Genomic DNA, 14,608 nt, shown 5'->3' with positions numbered 1-14,608 from the left:
CTTCAGTGCCTCGCTACCTCGGGAGGTCATTTATGAGCGATCCGGTTCGTCTGACCCAATACAGCCACGGCGCCGGTTGTGGCTGCAAGATTTCTCCAAAAGTGCTGGAAACGATCCTCGCCGGTTCCGGCGCTCAGCACCTCGATTCGCGCCTTTGGGTGGGCAATGCCTCCCGAGACGACGCAGCGGTTTACGCGATCGATGATGAAAAGGGCGTGGTGTCCACCACCGATTTCTTTATGCCCATCGTCGACGATCCTTTCGATTTCGGGCGCATCGCCGCCACCAACGCCATCAGCGACATTTACGCCATGGGCGGCAATCCGTTGATGGCCATTGCCATTCTGGGCTGGCCGGTCAACGTGCTGGCGCCGGAGATTGCCCGGGAGGTCATCCGAGGTGGTCGCGCCGTGTGCGATGCGGCGGGTATCCCCTTGGCCGGTGGGCACTCCATCGATGCGCCCGAGCCGATCTTCGGCCTGGCAGTCACCGGGTTGGTCGAAAAACGCTTCATGAAGCGCAATGACACCGCCATTGCAGGCTGCAAGTTGTTTCTGACCAAACCCTTGGGCATTGGCATCCTCACCACCGCAGAGAAGAAGGGGCTGTTGCGCGAGGCCGACGTCGGGGTGGCGCGGGATGTGATGTGCACCCTGAACACCCCCGGCAGCCGGTTTTCGAAACTGGTCGGCGTCAAGGCCATGACCGATGTGACCGGTTTTGGTCTATTGGGGCACCTGGTGGAAATGGCCGATGGCAGTCGACTCACTGCACGCCTTGATGCCTCGGCCGTACCGCGTCTGGCCCATGTTGACGGGTACATCGAGCAACAGTGCATTCCTGGCGGTACTCATCGCAATTTCGACAGTTATGGCGAGCGCATCGGCCCACTGACCGACCTGCAAAAATGGCTGTTCTGTGATCCCCAGACCAGCGGCGGGCTGTTATTGGCGGTCGAGCCTGGCGCAGAACCTGCCTTTTTGGCGATGGCGAGCGAGCTGGGGTTGGCGCTGTCGCCCATTGGCGAGTTCGTCGAACGAGGGTCGCTGGCGGTCGAGGTGTTCTGATCCGCCGCGCAGAGTAACGCCCCTGGGCAGGCGGCGTTGACCGTCAGGCGCTTCCTTTACAGAATCGCCGCGCCCACCAGTCCGCTGACAACACCAATCACCATCGTCAGCACACCCACGGTCGCCAGCACCTTGCTGTCGAAAGATTTACGCAGCATTAATAGTGACGGCAGGCTCACGCTGGGTAAGGTCATTAGCAGTGCGACGGCGGGGGCGGTGCCCAGCCCGAGCGCCATCAAGGTCTGCACGATGGGAATTTCCGCCGCTGTCGGAATCACGAACAGGGTCCCGACAATCGCCAGCGGGACGAGCCACAACAGGCTGTTGCCCATGGCGCCGTCCACGTGGGGAAACAGCCAGACCCGGGCGGCGCCAAGCGCCAACACGGCGATGACGTAGATCGGGATGGTGGTCCAGAACAGTTGCCACAGCGTCTTGGCCCAGCGGCTGAGCAGGCTGCCATGGTCCGGCGCCTCGGCGTCGCTCACGGCATCGAGGGCTTCTTCCGGCGGCACTTCCGGTGGGGCAATGCGTTGCGCCACAAGGGACACACCGATGACCAGCACGATACCCGCCACCAGACGCAGCGCAGTGAATCCCCAGCCCAGGACGAAGCCCATGAACACTAGCGTGGCCGGATTCAACACAGGATTGGCGATCCAGAACGCCAGCGCAGCCCCCACCGAGACCCTTTGTTTGCGCAAGCCGGCCGCGACGGGCGCGGCGCAGCAACTGCACATCATACCGGGCAGAGCGAACAGACCGCCGCGTATCGTCGAGCCCAACCCGGCGCGCCCGAACAGGCGTAGCAGCCAGTCTCTGGGAATCAATACTTGCAACAGCGAGCCGAGAATCACCGCCAGCACGGCTGCTTTCCAGATCGCCAGAAAATACACCTGCGCATAGGCCAGTGCTGCGGCCCATGGATTGGCGGGGTTGTCGTTGATGATTGAGCCGCCGATGGTGTGGGTGTCGGCGGCAACGAAGGATTTGAGGTAGTACGGCGACCATTTGACGTAGTACAGGCCAGCGGCGGCGACCAGCAAGAACAGCAGCGGTTTCCACCAGAAAGACCAGCCACGGCGTGCAGCGACGAGCGGGAGTGTGGTCATGACAGGCACCCGGTCAGGAGGGCGGAGGGGGGGACGCGGTCACGGCTCAGTGTAGTAGGTGTTGCAGAGTGTGTCGCAATGGCGGGCGGCGAGTGCATGCCCTCGTCGCCCGCCATGTGCAGAGAGGAAGGCCGCTGCCTTAAGCCTCATCTTCCTTGTGCAGTACGAACAGCAGGAGCGAACGCGGGCTGACGGTGTATTCGGTGCCGAATTCGAAGCGGTCCTTGCCTTTGATGTCCGGCTGGTTAGTGTCGATCAGGCTGATCCAGTTCACCCCCTCCGGGACTTCCGGCAGGGTAAAGTTGACCCCTTCATGGTGCGAGTTGACCACCAGAAGCATGGTCGCGTCAGCGCCACGACGCAGAATGCCGGTCTCCTGCGCGCGCCCGTCGATGAGCATGCCCAGGCAGCGCGCATTGCGGTCGTGCCACTGCTCGATGCTCATTTCCTGTCCGTTTGGCGCCAGCCAGGTCACGTCCTTGACCCCCAGCTCTTCGTTGTAATCGCCCACCAGGAAACGCCCGCGACGCAGGACGGGGTAGGTGATGCGCAACTTGATCAGGCGTTTGACGAAAGTGTGCAGCGCGGTGCCGTCAGCGTCCCAGTCCCAGTTGACCCAGCCGATCTCGCTGTCCTGGCAATAGGCGTTGTTGTTGCCGTGCTGGGTGCGAGCGAATTCGTCCCCGGCCACGATCATCGGCGTGCCCTGTGAGAACAGCAGGGTGGCAAAGAAGTTGCGCATCTGACGCAGGCGCAGCGCATTGATTTCCGGGTCGTCGGTCGGGCCTTCGACGCCATGGTTCCAGGAGCGGTTGTCGTTGCTGCCGTCCTGATTGTTCTCGTCGTTGTCCTCGTTGTGCTTGTCGTTGTACGACACCAGATCGTGCAACGTAAAGCCGTCATGAGCGGTGACGAAGTTGACTGAAGCAAACGGCCTGCGGCCGCGCTGGTTGAACAGGTTGCCGGAGGCCGTCAGGCGGCTGGCGAGGTCCGCCAACTGGCCTTCGTCGCCTTTCCAGAAAGCGCGCACCGTGTCGCGGAATTTGTCGTTCCACTCGGCCCAGCCCGGCGCAAAGTGCCCCACCTGATAGCCGCCCGGGCCGCAGTCCCACGGTTCGGCGATCAATTTGACCTGACGCAGCACCGGGTCCTGACGGCAGGCGACGAGGAAGCTGTGGCGCTCGTCGAAACCGTCGTGATACCGACCGAGGATGGTTGCCAGGTCGAAACGAAAGCCGTCCACGTGCATCTCGCTGGCCCAGTAGCGCAGGGAGTCGGTGACCATTTGCAGCACACACGGGTGGCTCAAATCCAGCGTGTTGCCGGTGCCGGAGTCGTTGATGTAGAAGCGCTTGTCGTCAGGCATCAATCGGTAATACGAGGCGTTGTCGATGCCCCGCATGGACAGTGTCGGCCCCAGCTCGTTGCCTTCGGCGGTGTGGTTGTAGACCACGTCGAGAATCACCTCCAGCCCTGCGTGGTGCATATGCGCGACCATTTCCTTGAACTCGGCGATCTTGCCGTGGGCCAGGTAGCGCGGATCCGGGGCGAAGAAGGCGATGCTGTTGTAGCCCCAGTAGTTGGTCATGCCTTTTTGCAGCAGGTGCTGGTCGTTGACGAAGGCATGAATCGGCAGCAGTTCCACGGACGACACGCCCAGCCCCTTGATGTGCTGGATGACCTCATCGACCATCAACCCGGAAAACGTGCCTTTGAGTTCATCTGGCACCGAAGGGTGCCGCATCGTGAAGCCACGGGTATGGGTCTCGTATAGGATGGTTTTTTCCCATGGCACGTTGACCCGCTGATCCCGGCCCCAGGTATAGGCCGGGTCGATCACCTTGCTCTTGGGCACGAAGGGGGCGCTGTCTCGTTCGTCGAAACTGAGGTCGCCATCCGGGTGGCCGATGGTGTAGCCGAACAGCGATTCTGACCATTTGAGCTTGCCCACCAATTGCTTGGCATAGGGGTCGATCAGCAGTTTGTTGTGGTTGAAGCGATGACCGTTTTTCGGGTCATAGGGACCGTACACGCGATAGCCGTAAACCAGCCCGGGGTGGGCGTCAGGCAGATAGCCGTGAAAGATCTCGTCGGTGTATTCGGGGAGTTCGATGCGCTCAAGCTCCGTCTCGCCGGAAGAGTCGAACAGGCACAGTTCGACCTTGGTCGCGTTGGCCGAAAAAATCGCGAAGTTGACCCCCAATCCGTCCCAGTTCGCGCCGAGGGGGAAGGGCAGGCCTTCACGAATGCGCGAGGGGTTGATTTCCGGCACGTCGGCCTTGCTGGAGTCATTCTTGGGGGCGGTGTTTTTGTCTTGCTTGCTCATGGGGATTCCTGACGGTCGAATGATTTCCTGAAGGCGAACAACACCTATACCGCAGGCGGCGCGCAGGCGGCCGGAACTGCGTGATTGGTTGAAACGGGCAAAGGGGTTACCGCAGGTTCAGACGATCGTTTTCAGGCGATCCCTGCGGTAGAGGTCTGCTGTGCTGCGAAGCGTCGCCGTGAGCGAGTCAAGGCGCGGGAGGCTTGGCGGCCGGGGCCTTTTTCACAGCAGGTTTGGCTGCGGGTTTGGCGGCAGGCTTGGCAGCCGGTTTGGGGGCTGCTTCGGCACTGCTGGCGGCCGCTTTCGGCTTGGCGGGCGCCTTGGGTTTTGCCGCTGGCTTTTCCGCCGCTTTCACAGCAGGTTTGGCCGCTGCTTTGGCCGCAGGTTTTGCAGTTGCCGCTTTAGGTTCGGCCTTGGCTTTAGCGGCTTTTGGAGCCGCGGCTTTCTTCGGCGCCTTGGCTTCCGCCTCCGCCAGCTTGCGGGCCTGCTCCCAATGGATGGCATCTTTACCGTGGGGCTTACCCTCGGATTCCCAGATCTGGTGGGCTAACTCGCTGATTCGTTTTTCGTCGGCACTCATCTCGACACTCCCAGGTATTACAAGGTTTGAAAAAGCAGATTGACGGAAAAATCCTTGAGCGCTGCGCTGAGCGACAATTCCTTGTTGGTTGTGACTGTAGCTTGCGCAAAAAGTCCCTTCCAATTTGGATTCGAATCAGCGAACGGCAGGATGATTCTTGTATCGCCCCAATTTGCCGCGTTGATGAATGGAGTTTGCGCGGTGCCCAATAGTTCAGCCGGCAAACGTGGAACCACAACGATAGCCCGCTGATCCTCCTTTATCCGGGCAAAAGCCATGACGTGGGCGGCTTTTTCACCGATCACTTCAAGGGGTTGATAGTGGCCGTCACTGAACAGGGTCGGGTGTTGATTGCGCAGCATGAGCACCTGCGCAATCAACGTCTGTTTGATGCGGCCGTCCTGCCACTGGGCGAGCAGCTCGGTGAGCGGCGTGGCGTCGGTCAGCGCGCGCTGGCGAGCGGGGTAATCCACCGGACGACGGTTGTCCGGGTCCACCAAACTGAAGTCCCAGAATTCAGTGCCCTGATACAGATCAGGGACACCGGGCACGGTCATTCGCAGCAAAGTTTGCGCCAGACTGTTCAAGGCGCCCGCCGGGGCAATCCGGTTAGCTGTGGCACCGATGGACTGGCGCAAAGCGAGGGCGTCAGGGCTTAGCAGCAGTGTCTGCAGAAACTCGCGGCACGCCGTCTCGTAAGCCTCGTTTGGCGCGCTCCAACTGCTGTGCAATTTGGCTTCGCGCAGGGCCTTTTCCTGCCATTGGGTGAGGCGTTTTGCGTAGTCCTCAAAAGCGCCTTCACCCTCCATGTTCAGCGGCCAACTGCCAAGAATCGCTTGGTACAGCATCAACTCGTCACCAGGGCTGATCGGTGTCTCGCCGGTCTTCAAGGGCGCGGACAATTGCAGCCAGCGCTCGACCTGTTCGGCATACCACGGCGCATGTTCGCTGAGCACGGCCAGACGTGTTCGCGTGTCTTCACCGCGCTTGTGATCGTGAGTGGCGGTGGTCAGCAGGTTATTCGGGAAGTGTGCACCGCGTTCGACGCACGCCGCATGAAATGCCTCGACGGGTGCACTGAAATGTTGCGGATGAAAGCCCACGTCGTTGCGTGAGAGCAGCACGGCACTGCGGTAGAACGAGGTGTCTTCCACCGACTTGGCCGCCACCGGGGAGGTCAGTTGCTGGAAGCGGTTGCACGCCTTGCGACGCATCTCACGCAACGGACCTGTAGGGTAATCACGCAGGCTTTCGCCGCCAAGCCAGCGAGCCAGGTAATCCAGCACTGGCCAGTCGCCTTCGCTGAGGGTGGCTCGTGCACCCTCCATGGCCTGCTGAAAGAATCGCTCGTCTTCATCCGAGCGCCCGCAGGCGGTGATGTACGTACGATAGACCGGGAAGTTGCCCACCAGCGCCAACAATGCACGGCGGATCGCACCGAGGGTCAGGTCGCGGCTCATGACGTCACTGCGCGCCACTTGCAGCAAGGCTTGGGCGAGGTTCTCGAAATCCCCGGCGAGAGTGCCGTGCAGCACCAGATCGCGGGCCTCGCGCACCTCTTGGTTGAAGTCTGCGGTGCGCCCGCTGATGCGGCTCCATAGCTCGCCGAGCACCGATTCACCTTTCGGGTCGTGTTGCAGCAGCGAGACCTGATTCATGAATTCGTAGCCGGTAGTGCCGTCAACGTTCCAGTCGGCACGTACCTGTTCGTCAGCGCCAAGAATCTTCTCGACGAAGATCGGCACATGGTTCAGCTCTGTGCCTTTCGGGCGCAGGCGTAGCAGACTGTCGACGCGTCGACGCAACTTGCGGCAATAACCGCGCGGATCAGCCAGACCGTCGATGTGATCGATACGCAAACCGTCCACCAGGCCCTCGGCGATCAACTGGAAAATCTTGCCGTGGGTGGCTTCGAACACTTGCGAGCGCTCCACCTTCAGTCCGCCCAGTTCGTTGATGTCGAAGAAGCGCCGCCAGTTGATGTCATCGCCTGCAGTGCGCCAACTGGCCAAGCGATAATCCTGGCGCTCAAGCAACTGATGCAGACGCTTGAAGCCCTGCGGCTCGCGGGAGTCGAACTGCGCCAGACCGGTTTCAATGGCCTCGGCCAACGCCGGATTGGCCTTGACCAACGCGGCCAGATCCGCTTTGGCAATCAATGCCAGTTCATAGGCGTCAGGCTGGCTGTCCAGGTGTGCGAAGCGTTCGGCCAGCTCATCCAGCTCCGGCCTTTTCGCCGCCTTCAACAACGGCGTGTAAGTGCCAGGGTTGATTGGGAAGTGGTGCTGGTAGTGCTCGACGCGAAAGCTGCCTTGCTCGGCATCGAAGCGCAGCGGCACGTCACCGTTTTGCAGCGCGGTGCCGTAATCGGTACCCAGAAACGGTTGCAGCAACTGGCCTTTGAGCAGCGGGTCAGGGGAGTTCCACTGGATATCGAAGAACTTCGCATACGGGCTGCGTTGCCCCCATTCCAGCAGGTCCAGCCACCAGGGATTGTCCGCGCCGCCGACGGCCATGTGGTTGGACACAATGTCCAGAATCAGCCCCATGCCGTGCTTGCGCAGTTCGGCCACCAGACGCCGTAGCGCGGGTTCACCGCCCAGCTCGGGGTTGATGATGCGTGGATCGACTACGTCATAGCCGTGCATCGAACCGGCGCGGGCCTTGAGCAGGGGGGACGCGTAAAGATGGCTGATGCCCAGTGCCGCGAAGTAGGGGACCAGCGCCGTGGCGTGGTCGAGGGTGAAGTCCTTGTGGAATTGCAGGCGTTGAGTGGCACGCAGTGACTTGAGCGGGGGGTTGACGGAAGCACTCATTGATCACGCTCCGCTGCTTGGCGCCGCGCCAGTGCAAGGATTTCCAGCCGCCGGGTGGCATTGGCGCTGTCCAGCAATGTGGCACTGTCCCCCGGCAACCGTCGCCGCCAGTTGGGGTGGCTGTCGATGGTGCCCGGCAGGTTGGCCTGCTGCTCGACCCCGAGCGCGTCTTCGATGGGCAGCAGCACCAGCGGCGCGCGGGTGTGGCCCAGATAACGCACGCTGCCGTCGATGATGTCGCTGTCGTTGCTGTCATGCATGCCGTAGTTCTGCCGCAGCGCAGCCCGCAAACCCTGACATTCTCGTTCACGGCCTTCACGCCAGTGACGCTCGGTGTCGTCATCGATATGGCCGAGGGTTTTGTTCCAGTCGATGTCCAGCTCGCTGAGCCAGCCAGTGAGGGTTGGTAGATCGTGGGTGCTGGTGGTCGCCAGCGCGTCGTCGGACCATTTGATGATCGGTTTGAAGTGGCCGTTGTCCTGTTCGAACAACAGCACGCGCATGCCGAGAATGCCGCGAGTGGAAAGCTTCTCATGCAGGCCGTCAGGCACGGTGCCCAGGTCTTCGCCGAGGACCACCGCCTTGTGCCGCCAGGATTCCAGGCACAGCAGGCGCAGCATGTCGTCCAGCGGGTAATTCAGGTACGCACCCTCACTGGGAGGCGAGCCGAGCGGCACGACCCACAACCGTTGCAGGCCCATCACATGGTCGATGCGCAGACCGCCCGCGTGGGCGAAGTTGGCCCTCAGCATTTCGATGAAGGCGCGGAAACCGTTGCGTTTGAGCCCCGTGGGTGAGAATGCCGAGATGCCCCAGCTCTGGCCTGCGCGGTTGAGGATGTCGGGCGGCGCGCCCACGGTCAGTGCCGAGAGCAGTTCGTCCTGACGGCTCCAGGCCTGGCTGCCTGCGCCGTCGGCGCCGACCGCCAGATCACCGATCAGGCCGATGCTCATGCCGCTGCTTTTCGCGGCGGTCTGCGCCCGTTCCAGCCCTCGCGCGATCAACCATTGAGCGAAGGCGTGAAAACCGATCTGCGCGCTGTTCAGGGCCGCGAAGGTGTCGATGGCCTTGCTGCGCGGGTTCTTGTACTGCTCAGGCCATTCATGCCAGTTGCCACTGATGCCCAGGGTTTCGCGCTGGTCACGCAGGGCCTCGAAACGGCAATGATTTTCCAGCGCTTCGCCACCGGCATGGCGGAAGCTGTTGAAGTCCTCGTGCAGCGGATGAGCGCCGCCGATGAACGCTGCGTACAGCGCGCGATAGAGCTTCCATTTGGCGGCAGCGGCAGCGGGCCAGTCGATCAAGGGCAGGGTTTCGAGGCGATGCAGCTCTTCGCTCAGGCCGGTTTGTTCAATGGCCGCGCGGACAGCGCGTTCACCAAGAATGGCGCCGGGAGCTGCATACAGGGCGTTGAGAAACAAGCGGCTAGACGGGGAGTAAGGACTGAAATTCTGGCTGTCGTTGGCGAACATCGCGTGCACGGGGCTGATCGCGACGGCTGCCGCGCCGCGTTCACCCGCCGAGCGCACGAAGGCTTCCAGCGCCTGGGTGTCGCCAAAGCCGCCATCGCCTTCGCGGTGCAGGTAATAGAGTTGCAGCGTCAGGCCCCAGGTGCGCGGCACGCTGACGTCGCTGGCCATCGCCAGGGTGTAGGCGGTTTTGGGTGCGACGGCAATGGTCAGGTGCTGGCCGTCGATGGCCAGTTGCTGATAGCCCACGGTCGCCAGTGCGGGCAACTCGGCGTTGGCGGTCAGTTTGGCGTCGAGCCGCGAGCCGTCTTCCAGCTCCAGCACGAAGGGCGTCTCGGGTTTGAACCACGCCGATAGGTCCAGATTGCTGCCGTGGTCCACCGTCAACAGCGGTGGCGGGGTGGCCGAGAGGCTTTCGCTTTGCAGGCGTCTCAGGCTCTCGGCGATCTGGGCGTCGTTTTCGGCCGGGTAGCCCAGGCCGTCGAGCACTTTGCGCAGTACCGCGGGGCTGACCCGTTGCGGGCGGGCGTTGGCGTCTTTCCAGTCGACTGACAGTCCGGCCTCAGCGGCCAGCATTTCCAGTGGGTCATTGCTCATCCTGTTCCTCCACCACATCACTCGATATCAGGCTGACAATGGCCGTGTAGGGATTGAGGGTGCCGCGTTGGGAAAGTTCTGCCGATTTTGGGTGTGATTCATGAAGAACCTGTTGCACGCGGTGCGGGTCGATTTCCACGGCGTGAGCGCCCAGGTTCAGGTCGATGCGCAGCACCGAACCATCGCCCATTTTCCAGCGCGCGCTGACAGCCTTGTCGGCCAGTACCTCAGCGCCCAACGCTCTCGCCCCCTTCAGGCGCGGGACAAGGTGATCCTGGCGAACTTGCAGCAGGGTTTTGTAGAGCGCCAGCCAGTTGCGGTGGTCCTGGCCCTTGTCGGTTTCCAGCAGCAGGGCATCGAAAGCCGGGCGTGAGGCCTCGAAGGTTTGCAAGGCGTTGGGGTCGGGAATCCGCTCGCGCTGGGCCGGGTCGGCGAACGCGGCGAAATCGGCAAACTCCCCGCGACGACCTTCGCGCACGGCATCGGCCAGTTCGTCATGGAAATCGGTGAAGAACAGGAATGGCTCGGAGGCGCCCCATTCATCCCCCATGAACATCAACGGGATCATCGGCGACAGCAGCAGCAGAGCAGTGGCCGCTTGCAAGGCTTGCGGGGCGCACAGTTGCACCAATCGCTCGCCCAGCGCGCGGTTGCCGATCTGGTCGTGGTTCTGCAAGAACAGCACGAATGAGGTGGGCGGCAGATGCGCGCTGGGTTCTCCTCGGGTGTGCCCGTGGCGAGTGGGTTCGCCTTGATACACAAACCCTTCTCCCTGCAGGCGCGCCAGTTTATGGGTCGGTTGTTGAGCGAAGTCGGTGTAGTAGGCGTCCGTTTCGCCGGTCAGCAACACGTGCAGGGTGTTGTGGCCGTCGTCATTCCATTGCGCGTCGTAGCCCTGTTCCAGGCGATGGGCTTGGTTGAACTCGTTCTCCAGCATCAGCCAGACGTGGCGCGTCGGCGGGATGTCCTGACGAACACGCTCGGCTAGCTCCTTAAGGAAGGTCGGGTCCTCGATGGCGTGCACGGCATCGAAACGCAGTCCGTCGAAGCGATAGTCCTGTAGCCACATCAAGGTGTTGTCGATGAAGAAGTCGCGCACCTCCCGACGACGAAAATCGATGGCATCGCCCCACGGGGTCTTCTTGTCGCTGCGAAAGAAGTGTTTGGCATAGCGGCCCAGGTAATTGCCGTCCGGGCCGAAGTGGTTGTAGACCACGTCGAGAATCACTGCCAGACCCACGCCATGGGCGGTGTCGATCAGGTGCTTGAGCTGCTCTGGCGTGCCATAGGAGGACTGCGGTGCATAGGGCAGTACACCGTCGTAACCCCAGTTGCGGTTGCCAGGGAACTGCGCGATGGGCATCAGTTCGATGGCGGTGACGCCGATGTCCACCAGATGTTGCAGGCGCTGTTCCACCCCGGCAAAGCCGCCGAGGGCACCGACATGCAACTCATAAATGACCGCTTCATGCCAGGGCCGTCCGCTCCAGCCCGCGTGCTGCCATGAATAGGCGTGCGGATCGACGACCACGCTGGCGCCATGCACCTCGCTGACCTGAGCCCGGGAAGCCGGGTCAGGTACGAGAAGGTCTTCATCAATTTTGTAGCGGTAGCGTGAGCCTGCCGAACATCGAGTTTCCAGGACAAACCAGCCGTCCTCCTGCGGGAGCAGGGCCCGTGAAGGCCCTCCTTCTATCTCGACGCTGACGTGGTAGGCGTCCGGTGCCCAAAGGGCAAACCGGGTGTGTTCGGGATCCAGCAAGACGGCGCCGTGGCGCCACTTCTCATCCGTGCGCGAAGGCATCCGTTACCCCTTTTTCGGTTCATGAATCAATAATGCAGTGCAGTCCCCACGTTCTTTTTCAGCAGTTCCTGGTACAGATCAGCGTAGGGTTCAACGGCCTTGTGCCAATCGAACGGCGCGGCCATGGCGCGGCAACGCATGGCGTTGAGCAGCGTCGGGTTAGCGAACACGTTGAAGGCGCGAGTCAGCGCTTCGGTGTAGCTTTCCACAGTGGATTCGTCGAACAGGAAACCGGTGCAGCCGTCCTCGATGGTGTCCGCCAGGCCACCGGTACGACGGGCCACCGGCAGCGACCCGAAGCGCTGGGCATACATCTGGCTCAGGCCGCAGGGCTCGTAACGCGAGGGCATCAGCAGGAAGTCACTGCCCGCGAACATGCGACGGGCGTCGGTTTCGTTGAAACCGACACGCACGCTGATCTGACCGGGGAAGCGGGCGGCGAGGGCGCGCATGGCGTCTTCTTCATCCGGCTCGCCACGGCCAATGATCGCGATCTGGCCGCCGTTGTTGACGATGTGCTCAGCCACGCCGATGGTCAGGTCCAGGCCCTTCTGATAGACCAGACGCGACACCACGGCGAACAGAGGGCCGGTGGAGGGTTCCAGCTCGAACAACTCACGTACGTGGTCGGCGTTGATCTCCTTGCGCGTCCACTCGTTCGGGGCAAAGTTGCAGATCAGGTGGTCGTCGGTGGCCGCGTCCCAGCTTTCATCGATGCCGTTGGGAATGCCGCTTAGCTGGCCGCGATTGGCCTTGCTTTGCAGGAATCCCTCCAGGCCGCAGCCGAAATCCGGGGTGGTGATTTCCTTCGCATAGGTGGCGCTCACGGTGGTGATGTGGCTGGCATAGGCCATGCCCGCTTTGATGAACGACAGACGACCGTAGAACTCCATGCCGTCCGGCCCGAGCGCTTCATCGGGAATGCCCAGTTCGCGGCTCGACGCGGTGCTGACGAAACCCTGGTAGGCCAGGTTGTGAATGGTGAAAATGCTCGGCGTGTTCTGCCCGCGCCACTTCATGTAGGCAGGGGCCAGACCGGCAGGCCAGTCGTGGGCGTGGACCAGCTCCGGGCACCACTGGGTTTTCACGGCACCGGCTGCGAAATCGGCAGCGGCCAGGCCCAGGCGGGCGAAACGGATGTGGTTGTCAGACCAGTCGCGGCCATGGTTGTCGCCATACGGCGTACCTTCGCGCTCATAGAGCTCCGGGCAGATCAGCACATAAATGACCAGGCCGTCTTTCATGTCCATACGGCCGATCTTGCAGGGAGGCAGTGCGGCATGGCCGCTCAGTTGGCTGATGATGTGAATCGGGTTTCCGCTATTGATGACCTGTGGATAGCCGGGAATCAGCACGCGTACATCGTGCAGGTGGCGCATGGCGCGCGGCAGTGCAGCAGACACATCACCCAGTCCGCCGGTTTTCACCAGATCGGCCATTTCCGAGGTGACGAACAGGATCTTTTTCCGGCTCGCCATGGACATGCCTGGTTGTACAGGGGGCAGTTGCAGCACAGGTGCGCTCGTCGTTGCGAAGACCGGCAGATGGGTCAGCTCGCTGGCCGGCTGATTAAAACTCTCTCCCTTCTGGGTTTTGACAGCGGCACTAATCATCGTTTTCTCCCATTCGATACGCAGTGTTGGTACAGCACTTGAGTTGTAATTGGCCATGTCCTATGGCCAGGCACACAAGACCTACGCAAAATCGATACCCATTTACCGACTGCATAGTGAAGGACAGGGTGAAAGCGGCCTCTGCTCGGGCTTCATCCAATAGCATAGGCGCTCTAATCACCTGACCCATGGCGATCGCCAGAAGTTTCGACTTTTTTTCAAGGAAATGTCTGGCATGCGGCATGGCGGTTTTTTGTAGGGAAAAATGCACATCACTACAGAATCTTCCTGACAGCTGAATGCGCTGTTCTGGCGCATCAAGCATCGTATTCCGATGTTTCAAACCGTCGGTCGGATTGTTCGACAATCGAGCCATAGTGGCTGGAGGAGCATAGCTGTTCGTGGGTTTTTCGCGACTGGTCGGTCACGCTCTGTCTCGTGTCGCCTTTTCTCGGTGCAGCAGAGACCGATTCCTGTGCATGGCGAGAAAATTCCTACTTTTGTCTCGGGATCTTTTAGTGCACACCACGGTAGAATCCGGACCACGCGGCAGTCGGATGTTCAATCCATTGCCTGATAACCCCCGAGGTAGAGGAAGTCAATGCAAGCCCCTGAGGTGCTGGTCCTGCAAGCCAGCTATAGCAACCCGGTTCACGCGGAAGCCATCGGTTTCCTGCTCAATCAATACGCTGAAGACGCCATGGGCGGTGGGCAGTCCCTGTCGCTGGACACCCGTGAGCAACTGGCGATTGAACTCGCCAAGCGTCCCCACGCGTTCAGTGTGCTGGCGTTCATCTCCGGCGAGCCGGTCGGGCTGGTCAATTGCTTCGAAGGCTTTTCGACCTTCGCCTGCCGTCCGCTGGTGAATGTTCACGATGTGGTCGTGATCGGTTCGGCGCGTGGTCAGGGCATCAGCCAGAAAATGTTGGCCAAGGTCGAAGAAATCGCCCGTCAGCGCGGTTGCTGCAAAATCACGCTGGAAGTGCTCGAAGGCAACGAAGTGGCGCAAGGCGCCTACCGCAAGATGGGCTTCTCTGATTACCAACTCGACCCGCAGATGGGCCGTGCGCTGTTCTGGCAAAAGGCGCTTTAAGGCTGCTTCAGGAAAGAGCACAACGACTGGCACTGGTGGTGCGCAGTCTTTGTAGGAAGCCGGCTTGCTGGCGAATGCGGCGTGTCAGTCAACGTTAATGTTTTTGACACGACGCCTTCGCCAGCAAGCCG

General features: G+C 61.4%; 9 protein-coding genes. 2 read left to right on the top strand and 7 right to left on the bottom strand.

What is annotated here, in order from left to right; translation table 11 throughout:
* The first annotated feature begins 32 nt into the window (after positions 1-32).
* Positions 33-1,067, top strand: coding sequence for a selenide, water dikinase SelD (gene selD / locus ACI5GA_RS03225; RefSeq protein WP_421421683.1), 1,035 nt, complete (start codon positions 33-35; stop codon positions 1,065-1,067).
* Positions 1,068-1,123: 56 nt separating this feature from the next.
* Here the strand turns inward: selD and ACI5GA_RS03220 are convergent, their stop codons facing one another.
* From ACI5GA_RS03220 to glgA, 7 genes are all read right to left on the bottom strand, one after another.
* Positions 1,124-2,179 (bottom strand): permease, encoded by a 1,056-nt coding sequence (locus ACI5GA_RS03220; RefSeq protein WP_421421680.1) that lies wholly within the window; start codon positions 2,177-2,179, stop codon positions 1,124-1,126.
* Positions 2,180-2,318: 139 nt separating this feature from the next.
* Complete coding sequence (gene glgX, locus ACI5GA_RS03215) at positions 2,319-4,505, bottom strand: glycogen debranching protein GlgX (RefSeq protein ID WP_404632491.1); 2,187 nt, start codon at positions 4,503-4,505, stop codon at positions 2,319-2,321.
* A gap of 187 nt (positions 4,506-4,692) precedes the next feature.
* Positions 4,693-5,085, bottom strand: coding sequence for a DUF2934 domain-containing protein (locus tag ACI5GA_RS03210; protein WP_404632489.1), 393 nt, complete (start codon positions 5,083-5,085; stop codon positions 4,693-4,695).
* 17 nt (positions 5,086-5,102) lie between these two features.
* Entirely contained in the window at positions 5,103-7,901 is a 2,799-nt protein-coding gene (locus ACI5GA_RS03205) for a malto-oligosyltrehalose synthase (RefSeq protein WP_421421678.1), read from the bottom strand.
* Entirely contained in the window at positions 7,898-9,967 is a 2,070-nt protein-coding gene (gene malQ, locus ACI5GA_RS03200; protein ID WP_404632485.1) for a 4-alpha-glucanotransferase, read from the bottom strand. The genes ACI5GA_RS03205 and malQ overlap by 4 nt, the downstream gene beginning before the upstream one ends.
* The gene (gene treZ / locus ACI5GA_RS03195; RefSeq protein WP_421421675.1) at positions 9,957-11,771 is read right to left on the bottom strand and encodes a malto-oligosyltrehalose trehalohydrolase; all 1,815 of its coding nucleotides are present in this window, start codon (positions 11,769-11,771) and stop codon (positions 9,957-9,959) included. The genes malQ and treZ overlap by 11 nt, the downstream gene beginning before the upstream one ends.
* A gap of 26 nt (positions 11,772-11,797) precedes the next feature.
* Positions 11,798-13,384: a glycogen synthase GlgA gene (gene glgA, locus ACI5GA_RS03190; protein ID WP_421421673.1), complete on the bottom strand. Its 1,587-nt coding sequence runs from the start codon at positions 13,382-13,384 to the stop codon at positions 11,798-11,800.
* Positions 13,385-13,985: 601 nt separating this feature from the next.
* Between glgA and ACI5GA_RS03185 the strand changes: the two genes are divergently transcribed.
* Entirely contained in the window at positions 13,986-14,477 is a 492-nt protein-coding gene (locus tag ACI5GA_RS03185; RefSeq protein WP_404632479.1) for a GNAT family N-acetyltransferase, read from the top strand.
* Positions 14,478-14,608: the final 131 nt, after the last annotated feature.

This window comes from Pseudomonas sp. Pseu.R1, assembly GCF_045764065.1.
Lineage (GTDB): Bacteria > Pseudomonadota > Gammaproteobacteria > Pseudomonadales > Pseudomonadaceae > Aquipseudomonas.
The sequence above is the reverse complement of the archived record's forward strand: the minus strand, read 5'-3'. Positions and strand labels throughout refer to the sequence as shown.